The sequence below is a fragment of the Azospirillum sp. P4_B5 genome (assembly GCF_056402275.1).
Genome location: NZ_JBFUHT010000001.1, coordinates 251,180 through 266,216, shown reverse-complemented (window position 1 = coordinate 266,216; position 15,037 = coordinate 251,180). Strand labels below are relative to the sequence as shown.

The window sequence follows — 15,037 nt, the reverse complement described above, 5'->3', positions numbered from 1 at the left end:
GGGACATCCCTTCACATTGATGGCCGGTTACTTGATCGAGATGTCGTAGCCGAAGTGCTGGGTGCTCAGCTTCGTGATGGTGCCGTCCTGGTTGGCCTCGGCGATGGCCTTGTTGAACAGCTCCTTCAGGTCGCCGTCGGCCTTGCGCAGGCCCACGCCCACGCCCTTGCCCAGCACGCCGCGCGCGAAGGCCGGGCCGAACAGGGTCATGTTGCCGGCGTCCGTCTTGATGATGGCGTCCACCGCCGAACGGTCGCCGAAGATGGCGTCCACGCGGCCGGCGGCCATGTCGATGCCGGCGTTGTCCAGCTTGTCGTAGGTGCGGACCGACACCTGCGGCAGGAGCTGCTCCATGAAGTTCGCCTGGATGGTCGAGGTCTGCACGCCGACCGTCTTGCCCTTCAGCGCGTCGGCCAGGGCGGCGATGGCGGCCTTCGGGTCGTCCTTGGACAGGTCGTAGCGCTCGCCGGGGAAGGTCGCCTTGGCGAGCGGCGAATTCTTCATGGTGCCGAACATCGACGGCTCGGTGCCGTAGGGGCCGGCGAAGGCGATGACCTTCTCACGCTCGTCGGTGATCGACATCGCCGCCATGATGGCGTCGTACTTGCCCTGCTGGATGGCCGGGATCATGCCGTCCCAATCCTGGGCGACGATCTCGCACTCGGCCTTCATCTTCTTGCAGAGTTCCATGGCGAGGTCCGGCTCGAAGCCGATCAGCTTGCCCGACGGGTCCGTCGCGTTCCAGGGGGCGTAGGCGCCCTCGGTGGCGATGCGGATCTTCTTCCAGTCCTTGGCTTCGACGGCGGTGCCGGCGACCGCCACGATGGCGCCGAGCGCCAGCGCCGCAACGATCTTCTTCACGGGAAAACCTCCTCTGTTCTGATGCCCTTATGGATGGCTCTTATGCTCGGGCAGGCTCTGAGGTTTACGGTTTTACAGCGCCAGTCAAGGGAATTGAACGGGCCGTTCTCGCGCGACCGATTCAGCCGCCGCCGGACAGGTGGCGCGACAGGAACTGTCGCACGCGGTCCGATTCCGGATTGACCAGAACCCGGTCGGGCGGTCCCCGCTCCTCGATCCGGCCCTGGTGGAGGAACACCACCTCCGACGCGACCTCGCGGGCGAAGCCCATCTCGTGCGTCACGAGAATCATGGTGTTGCCCTCCTCGGCGAGCTGGCGGATGACCAGCAGCACCTCGCCCACCAGCTCGGGGTCGAGCGCGGAGGTCGGCTCGTCGAACAGCATCACCTTGGGCTGCATGGCCAGCGCGCGGGCGATGGCGGCGCGCTGCTGCTGCCCGCCGGAGAGCTGCACCGGGTAGGACTCGGCCTTGGCGAGGATGCCCACCTTGTCCAGCAGCTTGCGGGCGCGGTCCACCGCCTCCGCCTTCGGGACGCCCAGCACATGGACCGGCGCCTCGATGACGTTCTCCAGGATGGTCATGTGGGTCCAGAGGTTGAAGCTCTGGAACACCATGCCCAACCGGGTGCGGATGCGGTCCACCTGCCGGGAGTCGGCGGGGACGGTCTGGCCGCCGCGCGCCTTCTTCAGGCCGATGGCCTCGCCGCCGATGACGATCCGCCCCTCGTCCGGCACCTCCAGCATGTTGATGCAGCGCAGAAGCGTGCTCTTGCCGGAGCCGGAGGAGCCGATCAGCGTGATGACGTCGCCTTCGCGCGCGGTCAGGGAGACGCCCTTCAGCACCTCCAGCGGGCCGAAGCGCTTGTGGACATTCTCGACGAGGACGGCTTCGGGGGCGTGGGGATTCGTGGGCGGGTGTCGGTGCATGCGGAGCTTGTCGGCGGAGAGCGGGGCGGGGAGCGGTCTGGACCGCCCAACCCTGGACGGTGCCGCTAGGCTAGACCGCCGGACAAACTCCCGCAACGCGGATTTTACAGGCCCCGAGCCCAGCTCACCACAGCATCAGCACCAGAAGCTGCGGCGCCAGGATGCGCAGGCACATGGCCAGCGGGTAGACGGTGGCGTAGGCCAGCGCCGGCGCCTCCGACGCGACCACCGCGTTGGCGTAGGCGAGGCCCGGCGGGTTGGTCTGCGCCCCGGCCAGCACGCCGCAGATGCTGAGGAAGTTCAGCTTCATCACGCCGCGGGCCAGCAGCCCGGTCAGCATCAGCGGCACCAGCGTGACCAGGACGCCCCAGGCCATCCAGGGCAGCCCGGCACCGCTCGCCATCGTCTCGACGAAGCGGTCGCCCGAGGCGATGCCCAGAACGGCGAGGAACAGGACGATGCCGATCTCGCGCAGGGCGAGGTTGGCGGCGGGCGGCATGAACCAGACCAGCGGCCCGATGTGGCCGATGCGCGCCAGCACGATGGCGACGATCAGCGGCCCGCCGGCCATGCCCAGCCTCAGCGGCGCCGGCATGCCCGGCAGGAACAGCGGGATGGCGCCCAGCAGCGCCCCCAGCGTGATGCCGACGAAGACCGGAATCATCTCCACCGTCTGCAGCCGCCGTTCGGAGTTGCCGATGATGCAGGCCGCCGCCTTGAGGTCGTCGGGCTTGCCGATCACCGTCAGGATGTCGCCGAACTGCAGCTTCAGCGCGGCGTTGGGCACCAGCTCCACGCCGGCGCGGTTGACGCGGCTGACCACCACGTCGCACGCCCCCTTCAGGTTCAGCGCGGCGATGGACTTGCCCAGCACCGGGTTGGCGGTGACGACGATGCGCTCCCACCGCAGGTCACTGCCCTTGGTGGTCAGCCGGACGTCGGCCTCCCGCCCCATCAGCAGGCGGACCTGCTCCAGCTTCGGGCGCGGACCGACCACGTGCAGCACGTCGCCCTCCTCCAGCCGGGTGTCCTCGCCGGGCACGCGGAGCTGGCCGCCGCGCAGCAGCCGCGACGCACAGACCCCCAGGCTCGGCAGCAGGGTCAGGTCGCCCAGCCGCACCCCGCGCAGGGCCGGGTTGGTGACGGCGATGTCCATGGTGTCGAGCGCCGCGACCTCGGCCCGCCGGGCGGCCTCGAAGGCCCTGGCCTCCTCCTGCGGGTCGATGCGGAAGACGATCCGCACCACCGCCATTGCCAGCAGGTTGCCGGCGATGCCGAAGGGGTAGGTGACGGCGAAGGCCAGACCGGGCAGGGCCATCACCGCGGCGTCGGCCCCGACCTCCTTCAGCACCTGCTGCGAGGCGGCCAGCGCCGGGGCGTTGGTCACCCCGCCCGCGAAGACGCCGAGGCCGGAGCCCAGCGGCACGAGGTCGAACAGCACCAGGATCGCGGTCAGCAGGATGCTGGAACCCACCATCAGCAGCGCCAGCCCGTTCAGCGCCAGCCCGGACTTCTTCAGCGCCGCGAAGAAGCCGGGGCCGACCTGGATGCCGATGGTGTAGACGAACAGGATCAAGCCGAAGTCGCGGATGAACTCCATCATCTCGGCGTTCAGCGTCACCCCCGCCTGCTTGGCGAAGTGGCCGACCGCGATGCCTGCGAACAGCACGCCGCCGATGCCCAGCCCCACGCCGCGCAGCCGTATGTGGCCGAGCGCCAGCCCGAGGGCCGAGGTGATGCCCAGCATGAACACCACGCGCGCGATCGGCGGCATGGCCAGGAAGAGTTCGATGAGCGCGTGCATGGCCGCGTCTCCTCACGCGAGGACAGACCGCCCGCCCATCCCGTGGGAAGCGTCCCCGCTGGGCCGCTCCCTTACCAGAGGAACAGGACGATCAACTGCGGCGCAAGGATACGCAGAAACATAACCATAGGGTAAACAGTGGCATAGGCGAGGGCGGGAGCCTCCGATGCGCTCATTGCGTTTGCAAATGCGAGCGCGGGCGGGTCCGTCATGCTGCCGGACAGCAGGCCGCAGATCGTCAGGTAGTTCTGCCGGGCGAAGGCCCGCGCGACGAAGCCGACGACCAGCAGCGGGATCAGCGTCACCAGCACGCCGCAGCCGATCCACAGCAGCCCGTCGCCGTGCACCAGAGTCTCCACGAAACGGTCGCCGGACATCAGCCCGACCACCGCCAGGAACAGGACGATGCCGATCTCGCGCAGCGCCATGTTGGCGGCGGGCGGCATGAACCAGACCAGCGGCCCGATGTGCCCGATGCGCGCCAGAAGGATCGCCGCCACCAGCGGACCGCCGGCCAGACCCAGCTTCAGCGGCGCCGGCATCCCCGGAATGTAGAAGGGGATGGAGCCGAGCAGCACGCCCAGCAGGATGCCGATGAAGACCGGCACGAACTCCACCTGCTGGAGCCGCCGCGCCGAGTTGCCCATCAGCGCCGCCACCCGCTGGAGGTCCGACGGCTTGCCGATGGCGGTCAGGATGTCGCCGAACTGGAGGTGCAGCGCCGGGCTGGGCACCAGCTCCACGCCCGCCCGGTTGACCCGGCTGACCACCACGTCGTAGGCGTCGGCGAGGTCGAGCTGGCCGATGGCCTTGCCCAGCACATGCTCGTTGGTGACGACCAGCCGGTCCCAGCGCATGTCGGTGCCCTTGGTGGTCAGGGTGATCTCCGCGGCCTCGCCGAGCAGCCGCTTCGTCGCCTCCAGCTTGACCCGCGGCCCGACCAGATGCACGACGTCGCCGGCCCGCAGGCAGGTGTCGGGGTGCGGCACCTGGAGCCGCCCCTCGCGCAGCAGGCGGGAGATCATCACCCCCTGGTCGCCGAACAGCTCCATCTCGCGCAGCGGCAGGCCCATGGCCGACCGGTTGCGCACGGCGACGTCCAGCGTCTCCAAGGTTTCCACCTGGGCGCGGCGCCGGCGCTCGAAGGCCTCGGCCTCCGCCGCCGGGTCGATGCGGAAGACGACGCGGATCAGCCCCATGGTGATCAGGATGCCGACGATGCCGAAGGGGTAGGCGACGGCGTAGCCGAGGCTGGGCGTGTTGATCTCCGCCGCCGAGGCCCCGACCTCGCGCAGCATCTCCTGCGCCGCACCCAGCGACGGCGTGTTGGTGACGGCGCCGGAGAAGATGCCCAGCACCGCCGGCAGCGGCACCCCGCCGATCTCGTGGATCGCCACCGCCACCAGCACCCCCAGCCCGACCAGCGAGGCGGCCAGCAGGTTCAGCGTCAGGCCCGACTTCTTCAGGGCGGCGAAGAAACCGGGGCCGACCTGCACGCCGATGGTGTAGACGAACAGGATCAGCCCGAACTCCCGCATGAAATGCAGGACGTGATGGTCGAAGGTCAGGCCCAGCGCCTTGGCGACGTGCCCCGCGGCGATGCCGGCGAACAGCACCCCGCCGATGCCCAGCCCCACCCCGCGCAGCTTGATCTGCCCCAGCGCCAGCCCCGACGCCGCCACCACGCTGAGCATCAGCATGATGCGGGCGATGTCGGGAAGGCCGTTGAACAGGTCGATCAGCAGGGTCATGGCAGGCACCCGGTCCGGTTGAGCATTGAGGGGGCGAAGGCGCCTATGAATGCCCGCTCCGCTCCGTCCGGGCAATGCCCTGGAATGGAAAGGGACATTCATCGGATCAAAATTTCGCCACTTTCTGGCCCTAAACCGGAGGAAGCCTTACGGCATCAAGTGGCTGGCCGGACCCGTGAACCCCTGCGGCCCGGCCCCTAAGCGACGATCAGGGCTCCGGTTTTCCGGCGCCCCCAGCCAGGCCCCGGCTGGATCGGCGGCCATCGCAAGAACCCCCTTGCGATGGCCGTTCCTTTTTGGGGCCGTTCCTTTTTGGGGCCGTTTCTGTTTGGCCCGACCTTTTGTGAGGCCGTTTCTTTTTGGCACCCGGACGGGCTGTGCTATAGCTCCCCCCGCTTCGTCCACCGCAAGAGCCCGCCCGTCGCCATGCCCGTTTTCGCCGGTTCCGCGCTGACCTGCCTCCGTGGCGACCGGCTGGTCTTCACCGGGTTGGACTTCCGGATCGCGCCGGGGGAGGCGCTGTTCCTGCTCGGCCCCAACGGCAGCGGCAAGTCCAGCCTGCTGCGCGTCATGGCCGGGCTGCTCAAGCCGATCCGCGGCCGGCTCTCCTGGGACGATGTGGCGGTCTCCGACGACCCCGACGGCCACCGCGGCCGCATCCATTACGTCGGCCATCTCGACGCGGTGAAGCCGGTGCTGAGCGCGGTGGAGAACCTGTCCTTCTGGGCCACGCTGGGCGGCGCCGCCGACCCGCGGGGCAACGCGCTGAAGGCGCTGGACCGGCTGGGCGTGCCGCACATCGCCAACGTGCCGGGGCGCTACCTGTCGGCCGGGCAGAAGCGACGGCTGAACCTCGCCCGCATCATCGCCGCCCCCGCCGCCCTGTGGCTGCTCGACGAGCCGACCGTGGCGCTCGACCGCGCGGCGATCGCCCTGTTCGAGGAGATCATCGCGGAGCATCGGGCCGGCGGCGGCATGGTCGCCGTCTCCACCCATGTGGACATCGCCATGCCCGGCGCCGGGGAACTGCACCTCGACGAGTTCACCCCCGTCCCCCACGACGAGGACGATGGGGGCGAGGACGACGACGTTTTGGAAGAGGAGGACGCGGCGTGACCCGCTTCCTGCGCCTGATCGGGCGCGACCTGCGGCTGGCGCTGCGCCAGGGGTCGGACGCCAGCATCGCCGTGATGTTCTTCGTGCTGTGCGTGGTGCTGTTCCCCTTCGGGGTGGGGCCGGAGCCGAACATCCTCGCCCGCATCGCCGCCGGGGTGATCTGGGTAGCGGCCCTGCTCGCCTCGCTGCTGTCGCTGGAGCGGCTGTTCCAGAACGACTACGAGGACGGCTCGCTGGAGTTGCTGTCGCTCTCCACCCTGCCGATGGAGGCGGTGGTGCTGGCCAAGACGCTGGCCCACTGGCTGGTGACCGGCCTGCCGCTGATCGCCGCCGCCCCGCTGCTGGCGCTTCTGCTGAACATGGACGCGGATGGGTTCGGGGTTCTGGTGCTGACCCTGCTGGTCGGCACGCCGATCCTCAGCCTGATCGGCAGCATCGGGGCGGCGCTGACGCTGGGCGCCCGGCGCGGCGGCGTGCTGCTGTCGCTGCTGATCCTGCCGCTCTACATCCCGGTGCTGATCTTCGGCGCCGGGGCCATCGACGCCGCACTGAACGGCCTGACCCCACGCCCGCATCTGCTGCTGCTGGGCGGCCTTCTGGCCGGCGCCCTGCCGCTCGCCCCCTGGGCCAGCGCCGCCGCCCTGCGTCAGGCGGTTGAATAAGCATCACGCAAGCGCGTTCAAAGCGATGACGCTGCCCGCAAGAGCCGGAAACCGCTGAACGACGCCAGCGAAGCGAAGGTCGGCCGTGATGACGGGCACACCGGTTTGCCGCGCAAGCGCGAGATACACACAATCGTAAACCGGGTGATTCACCTCAGCGGACAGGCGGCAGGCGTGATCGACCAGATCGAAGTCCCGCGTCCATGCAAATGGTTCGGATCGCAGAACGGCCAGAGCCGCCATGGCGGTGTCCTGGCCTATCTATCTCCCCTCGCCTTTGATGCTTCCAGAGAATGTTGGCGCATTCCACAAGAAGAAGATCGGGGGCGAACAAGGTTCGCCCAAGACCGACAGCCTTCGCCTTGTCGCTGTCCTCTTCCGCGACGACCCATTTCACCACCAGGCTGGCATCAGCGACGACGGACGACGGCAGGCGCTTCACGGCTCGCCGAGCCGCTGCGACCGCTCTTCCCGCATCTCGGCGGAGACCGCACCGCTGTCGGAGACGGTACGCCCTCCGAAACCGGCCCGAAGCCGGTCCGCGCGCTCCCAGAAATCGCGATGGCTCTGGCGGACGGACTGGGCCAGCGTTTCGCGCACCTCCTCTTCCAGCGACCGGCCGGCGGCACTGGCGCGGTCGGTCAGAGCCTTCAGAACCGAATCGTCGATGTCGCGCACGGTGATCATACCCATGGCAGCCCCTCGGACTTTTTTGCCCTTCCTGCACCAACGTAGCATGGAAAGGCCGCGTCAACCCGTCGTACCGTCAATGCGACAGGCCGCCGCACCGTCCTGAAAACACCACGGCGTGCGGCCATGTTTCCTGACCAAGATCAAGGCGAAACCCCTCGCGCTGGGGCATCACTGAGCTTATATCGTCCGCAGCACGACCAGAGGCCCATAGGTCCTATGCATCGATTTGCAAATCCTGCCCGCTTCCAGCGCCTGTCGGCGGCGATCCTGCCCTGGACGGCGGGGGCGACCGTGATCCTGCTGATCGTCGGGCTCTACATCGCGCTGATCGGGTCGCCCCGCGACTATCAGCAGGGCGACACCGTGCGGATCATGTACATCCACGTCCCCGCCGCCTGGATGAGCCTGTTCGTCTACGTCAACATGGCCATCGCCGCCGCCTGCGGGCTGGTGTGGAAGCATCCGCTGGCCGACCTGTTCGCCAAGGCCGCCGCCCCGGTCGGCGCCGGCTTCACTCTCATCTGCCTCGTCACCGGCTCGCTGTGGGGCGCGCCGATGTGGGGGACGTGGTGGGTGTGGGACGCGCGGCTGACCAGCGTGCTGATCCTGTTCTTCCTCTATCTGGGATACATGGCGCTGGTGAACGCCTTCGACGACCCGCAGCGCGGGACGCGGGCGGGCAACGTGCTGCTTCTCGTCGGCATCGTGAACGTGCCGATCATCAAATTCTCGGTGGACTGGTGGAACACCCTGCACCAGCCGGCCAGCGTCATCCGCATGGGCGGACCGACCATCGACGGGTCCATGCTGGTCCCGCTGCTGGTCATGGCGCTGGGCTTCACCGCTTACTTCATCACCGTGGTCCTGCTGCGCCTGCGGGCGGAGATCGTGCAACGCAAGATCCAGACCATGCGCCTGACCGAGGCGCAGGGCTGAGGCACGGGAACAGGCTGGGCCGGAGGCAAGGATGGCAGAGTTTTTCGCGATGGGCGGCTACGCCGCGTATGTCTGGTCGTCCTACGCTCTGGCGGCGCTGGTGATGGTCGGCCTTCTGGTCGCCACGCTGAAGGCGCTGCGCGGCGCCGAGACGACCCTGAAGGCGCTGGAAGGCAGCCGCCCGCCGCGGCGGCGCCGGGCGCGCAACGGAGCCGCGGCGTCGCCCGCGGCGGAGGTTGGTGAAGGATGACCCGCAAGAAACGGCGCCTCTACATGCTGGGCCTCGCCCTGCTGGGCCTTGGCGCGGCCACCGCCCTGACGCTGACGGCGTTCGAGGACAACATCGTCTTCTTCTTCAGCCCGACGCAGTTGCAGACCCAGGACATCGGCGACCGCAACTTCCGCCTGGGCGGTCTGGTCGAGGAAGGCAGCGTGAGCAAGATGCCCGACGGGGTGACGACGCAGTTCCGCGTCACCGACACGGTGCACACCGTCGCCGTCAGCTACCGCGGCCAGCTTCCCGACCTGTTCCGCGAGGGGCAGGGCGTCATCACGGAAGGCCGCATGATCAACGGCGTCTTCCAGGCGCGCGAGGTGCTGGCCAAGCACGACGAGAACTACATGCCGCCGGAAGTCGCCGACGCGCTCAAGGAAGCGGAGCACTTCAAGGCGAACTCGAAGGAGCAGAAGCCCAGCTCGTGACGCTGACGGCTTCCTGTCTTCTCCACATTCCGTTCTTTAAGGGAGCATCGGGCCCGTGATTCCCGAACTCGGCCATTACGCGCTGGTGCTGGCGCTGTTCGTGGCGCTGGTGCAATCCGGCGTCCCCCTGGTCGGTGCCGCCACCGGCAACGCCGCCTGGATGGGCGTCGCTCGCCCCGCCGCCATCGCGCAGTTGCTGCTGGTGCTGGTCGCCTACGGCGCCCTGACCTGGGCGCATGTGGTGTCGGACTTCAGCGTGTCGAACGTGGTCCAGAACAGCCACTCGATGAAGCCGATGCTCTACAAGGTGTCGGGCGTGTGGGGGAACCACGAAGGCTCGATGATGCTGTGGGTCGTCATGCTGACGGCGTTCGGCGCGGCCGTCGGCATCTTCGGGCGCAACCTGCCGCCCTCGCTGAAGGCCCGCGTCATCTCCGTCCAGGGCATGATCGGCGTCGGCTTCCTGCTGTTCATCCTGATCACCTCCAACCCCTTCCTCCGCGTGGTTCCGGCGCCGCTCGACGGCAACGACCTGAACCCGCTGCTCCAGGACCCCGGCCTCGCCTTCCACCCGCCCTTCCTCTACGCGGGCTATGTCGGCTTCTCCATCGCCTTCTCCTTCGCGGTCGCCGCCCTGATCGAAGGCCGCGTGGACCCGGCCTGGGCGCGCTGGGTGCGGCCCTGGACGCTGGCCGCCTGGTCGACCCTGACCGCCGGCATCGCGCTCGGCTCCTGGTGGGCCTATTACGAGCTGGGCTGGGGCGGCTGGTGGTACTGGGACCCGGTCGAGAACGCCTCCTTCATGCCCTGGCTGGCCGGCACCGCGCTGCTGCACTCCGCCATCGTGGTGGAGAAGCGCGACGCGCTGAAGACCTGGACCATCCTGCTGGCGATCATCACCTTCTCGCTGTCGCTGATGGGCACCTTCCTGGTGCGGTCGGGCATCCTGACCTCGGTCCACGCCTTCGCGGTGGACCCGGCGCGCGGCGTCTTCATCCTGGTCCTGCTGGCCATCGCCACCGGCGGCTCGCTGCTGCTCTACTCCGTGCGGGCGCCCAGCCTGAAGACCGGCGGCCTGTTCGCCCCGGTCAGCCGCGAGGGCTCGCTGGTGCTGAACAACCTGCTGCTGTCCACCGCGACGGCGACGGTCTTCATCGGCACGCTCTACCCGCTGTTCCTCGACGTGCTCGACCTCGGCAAGGTGTCGGTGGGCCCGCCCTTCTTCAACGCCACCTTCATCCCCGTCGCCATCCCGATGGTGATCGCCATGGTGGTCGGCCCCTTCCTGGCCTGGAAGCGCGCCGACCTGCTGGGCGCCCTGACCCGGCTGTGGACGGCCGGCGTGGCGACCGTGGCCTGCGTCGCCATCGCCGCCTACGTCACCAACGGCGGCGGGCCGCTGCTGGCGCTGGTCGGGGTCGCGCTCGCCGCCTGGGCCTTCTTCGGCTCGCTGGCCGAGTTCGCCGAGCGCATCCGCCTGTTCCGCATCCCGGTGAAGGACAGCTGGAACCGCGCGGTCAACCTGCCGCGCAGCGCCTGGGGGATGACCATCGCCCACGCCTCCATGGGCATCGCCATCGCCGGCATGACCGGCACCTCGGCGTGGCAGAGCGAGACCATCCAGGCGATGAAGCCGGGCGACAACGCCACGGTCGGCGCCTACGCCGTGCATTTCGACCGCGTCGGCACGATGCAGGGGCCGAACTACAGCGCCGAGCAGGGCGTCTTCACCGTCACCCGCGACGGCAAGACCATCGCCACCCTGACGCCGCAGCGCCGCAGCTACCCGGTCACCCGCATGACGACGACCGAGGCGGCGATCCACACCACCTGGCTGTCCGACGTCTATGTGGCGCTGGGCGACCCGACGCAGAACGGCACGGCCTGGACCGTGCGGCTGTACCATCACCCACTGGTGCCGTGGATCTGGATCGGCTCGCTGGGGATGATGCTGGGCGGGCTGGTCAGCCTGTCCGACCGCCGCTTCCGCGTCGGCGCCCCGGAGCGCCGCCGCGCCGCCAAGGGCACCCTTCAGCCCGCCGAGTAAGGACACGCTTCCGATGCGCCGCCTGATCTATCTGTTGCCGCTGCTGCTGTTCGTCGGTGTCGGCGTGGCTTTCCTGCGCGGGTTCGACCGCGACCCGCGCGACATCCCCTCCGCCCTGATCGACAAGCCGGCGCCGGAATTCGCGCTGCCGCCGCTGCCGGGGTACAAAGAAGGGCTGTCCAACGCGACGCTGAAGGGCGACGTCACGCTGGTGAACGTCTTCGCCTCCTGGTGCATCCCCTGCAAGGCCGAGCACCCGATCATCACCCGGCTGGCCCGCGAGCAGGGCGTGACGGTGCGCGGCATCAACCACAAGGACAAGGCGGAGGACGCCATCGCCTGGCTGAACCGGAACGGCGACCCCTACGCCAGCATCGGCGTCGACCTGGACGGCCGCGTGTCCATCGACTGGGGGGTCTACGGCGTGCCGGAGACCTTCCTGCTCGACCGCCAGGGCCGCATCCGCTTCAAGCATGTCGGCCCCCTGACCCCGCAGGTGGTCGAGGAGCAGATCCTGCCCATGGTCAAGCATCTGCGGAGCGCGTCGTGAGAGCCCTTCTTTCCACGACCTTGATGGCCGTCCTGCTGGCGTTGACCCCGGTCGCCGCCTCCGCCGTCCAGCCTGACGAGGTGCTGAAGGACCCGGCGCTGGAAGGCCGCGCGCGGGAGATCAGCAAGGATCTGCGCTGCCTCGTCTGCCAGAACCAGTCGATCGACGACTCCAACGCGCCGCTCGCCCGCGACCTGCGCGTGCTGGTCCGCGAACGGCTGACCGCCGGCGACAGCAACCAGCAGGTGCTGAGCTTCGTCACAGACCGCTATGGCGACTATGTGCTGCTGCGCCCGCCCTTCAAGGCGACGACGCTGTTCCTGTGGATCGGCCCCTTCGTGATCCTGGCCATCGGCGGCGTCGTGACGGCCCTGTACCTGCGCGGGCGGAAGGGGGCTGCCGCCGATGGCCCGATGACCGCGGGCGGCGACACCGCACCGCTGACCGAGGACGAGCGGCGGCGCCTGGACGCCCTGCTCCGCAAGGACAAAGCCTGATGCTGTTCTGGATCGTCGCCGCCGCCCTGACGGCGGCCGTGGTGCTGCTGATCGTGCCGCCGCTGCTGAGGAAGCCCGAGGGAGCCGCCGAGGAGCGCGCCGCCTACGACCTGGAGGTCTACCGCGACCAGCTGGGCGAGCTGGAGCGCGACCAGGGCCGCGGCTTGATCAGCGAGGCGCAGGCCGCCGCCGCCCGCGCCGAGATCGGCCGCCGCATGCTGGCCATCGCCGACCGCGGCAAGGGCTCTACGAAGGACGGCGCGAAGGGCAAGGCGCCCGCCGCCCGCGCCCCGCGCAGCGCGATGGCGCTGGCCGCCCTGCTGGCCGTCCTGCTGCCGCTCGGCACGCTGGCCGTCTATGGCAAGCTGGGCCGTCCGGAGCTGCCGGCCCAGCCGCTGGCCTCGCGCAATCTGGACCATGAGCGCGGCGGGCCGCCGAAGACCGTGCTGGCGGCGATGGACAAGCTGAAGGCCCAGCTCGCCGAGACCCCCGACGACCCGCAAGGCTGGGCCATCCTCGGCCAGGCCTACGCCAAGATGGGCCGCCTGCCCGAGGCCGCCGACGCGCTGGGCAAGGCGGTGGCCCTGGCCGGCGACGATCTGGAGCTGCTCGGCAGCTACGGCGAGGTTCTGATCTCGGCCAACGGCGGCACCGTGCCCGACGAGGCCCGCAAGACCTTCGACCGCGTGCTGGCGAAGGACCCCAAGGAGCCGCGCGCCCGCTTCTACGCCGCGCTGGCCCGCTTCCAGGCCGGCGACACCAAGGACGCGCTGGAGCGCTGGAGCGCCCTGCTCGCGGAGTCCCACGCCGACGCGCCCTGGGTGCCGATCGTCCGGACGCAGATCGCGGAGGCGGCCAAGGCGCTGAACCTCGACCCGGCGAAGGTGACGCCGGAACCGCTGCCCGCCCAGCAACAGCCGCCGGTCGCCCAAAACCAGGGCCAGAATCAGGGCCAGGTGCAGGGCCAGACCGAGGGCGAGGACCAGCAGCAGATGATCCGCGGCATGGTCGACGGGCTGGCCGCCCGGCTGGAGGCCAACCCGGACGACGTGGACGGCTGGCTGCGGCTGTCGCGTTCCTACGGCGTGATGGGCGAGTCGGCGAAGGCCATCGACGCCGCCCGCAAGGCGCGGGAACGGGCGCCCAAGCGGCCCGACGTGCTGGTCGCCTATGCCTCCGCCCTGCTGTCGGCGGAACCGCGGAGCAGCAAGCCCGGCCCGATGCCGGAGGAGGCCGTCGCCTCGCTCCGTCAGGCGCTGGCGGCCGAACCCGACAACCGCGACGCGCTCTGGCTGCTCGGCCTGAACGCCGCCGGCGTCGGCCAGACGGCGGAGGCCACCGATCTGTGGACCCGACTGCTGGCCCAGTTCAAGCCGGAGGAGCCGGAATACACGTTGATTCGCGCCCGCCTCGAGTCGCTGAAGGCCGGCGGCTGATCCTCTCCTGAATGTCCCTTGCAACCCGGCCGGTCCGAAGAGCAGGATAGCGATGCACGCTGGGGTGGCGTTTCCGGCAATGGAGCGCCACCCGCAAGCCGATCCGCCAGGGACGCGACCGATTGCCCACCCACGCGCTCACCGCCAAAGGTCCCGCCACCGGCCCCGGCATGGCGGGAAAGCCGCTGGAGGCGGCCTTCTGGATGCTGGGGGCCGCCCTGTTCATCGCCATCGGCAACGCGATGATCCGCCATGTCAGCGGCGAGCTTCATCCCTTCGAGATCGTCTTCTTCCGCAATCTGTTCAGCCTGATGTTCATGCTGCCCTGGATCGCGGCGGTCGGTCTGGGACGGCTGCGCACCGGACGGGCGGGGCTGTACGCCTCGCGCTCGGCGACAAGTTTGGTGGCGATGCTGTGCTGGTTCTACAGCGTCACCCACATGCCGCTGCCGGACGCCACGGCGCTCAGCTTCACCATCCCCCTGTTCGTCACCGCCGGGGCCGCGCTGTTCCTGAACGAGACGGTGCGGGCGCGGCGCTGGGCCGCCGTTCTGATCGGGCTGGCCGGCGTGATGATCGTCATCCGCCCCGACGACGCCACCCTGGACCCGACGATTCTGGTCATGCTTCTGCATTGCGTCGCCGCCGCCGCGACCACGCTCCAGGTGCGGGCGCTGGCGACGTCCGACGGGGTGATGGTGGTGGTCGCCTACATGGGCCTGTTCCTGACCCCGATGGCGCTGGTGCCGGCCCTCTTCGTATGGGAGTGGCCGAGCTGGACGGCGCTCGGCTGGCTCGTCCTCCTTGGAGGGGTGCTGACTCTGGGGCAACTGGCGATGACCCGCGCCTTCAAGCTGGCGCCGGCCTCGGCGATGATGCCCTACGACTACGCCCGCCTGCCCTTTACCGCCCTGCTCGCTTGGCCGCTGTTCGGTGAGGCGATGGACCTGTGGGGCTGGGTCGGCGCCGGGGTGATCGCGGCCTCCGCCCTCTACACCGCGCATCGCGACGCCGCGCAGTCACGCGCGGAGCGGCGTGCGGCCAAGGCGTGAGC

Annotated in this window: 16 protein-coding genes; 10 read left to right on the top strand and 6 right to left on the bottom strand. The window is 69.4% G+C overall.

The genetic code is table 11. The annotated features are described in order from the left end of the window. Nucleotides 1-27: 27 nt before the first annotated feature. The 4 genes from AC1DVI_RS01280 to AC1DVI_RS01265 form a co-directional block, all read right to left on the bottom strand. A complete protein-coding gene (locus AC1DVI_RS01280) occupies nt 28-861 on the bottom strand; it encodes a transporter substrate-binding domain-containing protein (protein WP_183177412.1) in 834 nt (277 codons plus the stop codon). Nucleotides 862-982: 121 nt separating this feature from the next. Next, complete coding sequence (locus AC1DVI_RS01275; RefSeq protein WP_145622999.1) at nt 983-1,789, bottom strand: ABC transporter ATP-binding protein; 807 nt, start codon at nt 1,787-1,789, stop codon at nt 983-985. Between the two features lie 124 nt (nt 1,790-1,913). Further along, the gene (locus AC1DVI_RS01270) at nt 1,914-3,593 is read right to left on the bottom strand and encodes a putative transporter (RefSeq protein ID WP_476956465.1); all 1,680 of its coding nucleotides are present in this window, start codon (nt 3,591-3,593) and stop codon (nt 1,914-1,916) included. Between the two features lie 71 nt (nt 3,594-3,664). Next, the gene (locus AC1DVI_RS01265; protein WP_476956464.1) at nt 3,665-5,344 is read right to left on the bottom strand and encodes a putative transporter; all 1,680 of its coding nucleotides are present in this window, start codon (nt 5,342-5,344) and stop codon (nt 3,665-3,667) included. A gap of 426 nt (nt 5,345-5,770) precedes the next feature. Between AC1DVI_RS01265 and ccmA the strand changes: the two genes are divergently transcribed. Together ccmA and ccmB are read left to right on the top strand one after the other, a co-directional pair. Continuing rightward, nucleotides 5,771-6,460: a heme ABC exporter ATP-binding protein CcmA gene (gene ccmA, locus AC1DVI_RS01260; RefSeq protein WP_476956463.1), complete on the top strand. Its 690-nt coding sequence runs from the start codon at nt 5,771-5,773 to the stop codon at nt 6,458-6,460. After that, entirely contained in the window at nt 6,457-7,122 is a 666-nt protein-coding gene (gene ccmB / locus AC1DVI_RS01255) for a heme exporter protein CcmB (RefSeq protein ID WP_476956462.1), read from the top strand. The genes ccmA and ccmB overlap by 4 nt, the downstream gene beginning before the upstream one ends. A 3-nt stretch (nt 7,123-7,125) precedes the next feature. Here ccmB and AC1DVI_RS01250 read toward each other — a convergent pair whose 3' ends face one another. Continuing rightward, a complete protein-coding gene (locus AC1DVI_RS01250; protein ID WP_476956461.1) occupies nt 7,126-7,365 on the bottom strand; it encodes a type II toxin-antitoxin system VapC family toxin in 240 nt (79 codons plus the stop codon). Between the two features lie 195 nt (nt 7,366-7,560). Further along, on the bottom strand, nt 7,561-7,815 hold the full coding sequence (locus AC1DVI_RS01245; RefSeq protein WP_476956460.1) for a FitA-like ribbon-helix-helix domain-containing protein: 255 nt from the start codon (nt 7,813-7,815) through the stop codon (nt 7,561-7,563). 216 nt (nt 7,816-8,031) lie between these two features. Between AC1DVI_RS01245 and AC1DVI_RS01240 the strand changes: the two genes are divergently transcribed. The 8 genes from AC1DVI_RS01240 (at nt 8,032) to AC1DVI_RS01205 (ending at nt 15,035) form a co-directional block, all read left to right on the top strand. Continuing rightward, a complete protein-coding gene (locus AC1DVI_RS01240) occupies nt 8,032-8,751 on the top strand; it encodes a heme ABC transporter permease (protein ID WP_137139735.1) in 720 nt (239 codons plus the stop codon). Between the two features lie 31 nt (nt 8,752-8,782). Next, nucleotides 8,783-9,001, top strand: coding sequence for a heme exporter protein CcmD (gene ccmD, locus AC1DVI_RS01235; protein WP_035669739.1), 219 nt, complete (start codon nt 8,783-8,785; stop codon nt 8,999-9,001). Next, nucleotides 8,998-9,453, top strand: a complete 456-nt coding sequence (gene ccmE / locus AC1DVI_RS01230; RefSeq protein ID WP_476956459.1) for a cytochrome c maturation protein CcmE — start codon at nt 8,998-9,000, stop codon at nt 9,451-9,453. The genes ccmD and ccmE overlap by 4 nt, the downstream gene beginning before the upstream one ends. 55 nt (nt 9,454-9,508) lie before the next feature. After that, nucleotides 9,509-11,500 carry a heme lyase CcmF/NrfE family subunit gene (locus AC1DVI_RS01225; protein WP_476956458.1) on the top strand — a complete coding sequence of 664 codons (1,992 nt, stop codon included), beginning with the start codon at nt 9,509-9,511 and terminating at the stop codon, nt 11,498-11,500. Between the two features lie 13 nt (nt 11,501-11,513). Beyond that, nucleotides 11,514-12,050, top strand: a complete 537-nt coding sequence (locus AC1DVI_RS01220) for a DsbE family thiol:disulfide interchange protein (RefSeq protein ID WP_476956457.1) — start codon at nt 11,514-11,516, stop codon at nt 12,048-12,050. 23 nt (nt 12,051-12,073) lie between these two features. Continuing rightward, nucleotides 12,074-12,547 (top strand): cytochrome c-type biogenesis protein, encoded by a 474-nt coding sequence (locus AC1DVI_RS01215; protein WP_454020533.1) that lies wholly within the window; start codon nt 12,074-12,076, stop codon nt 12,545-12,547. Further along, nucleotides 12,547-13,983, top strand: coding sequence for a c-type cytochrome biogenesis protein CcmI (gene ccmI / locus AC1DVI_RS01210; RefSeq protein ID WP_476956456.1), 1,437 nt, complete (start codon nt 12,547-12,549; stop codon nt 13,981-13,983). Before AC1DVI_RS01215 ends, ccmI begins: the two co-directional genes overlap by 1 nt. A gap of 122 nt (nt 13,984-14,105) precedes the next feature. Beyond that, a complete protein-coding gene (locus tag AC1DVI_RS01205) occupies nt 14,106-15,035 on the top strand; it encodes a DMT family transporter (RefSeq protein WP_476956455.1) in 930 nt (309 codons plus the stop codon). Nucleotides 15,036-15,037: the final 2 nt, after the last annotated feature.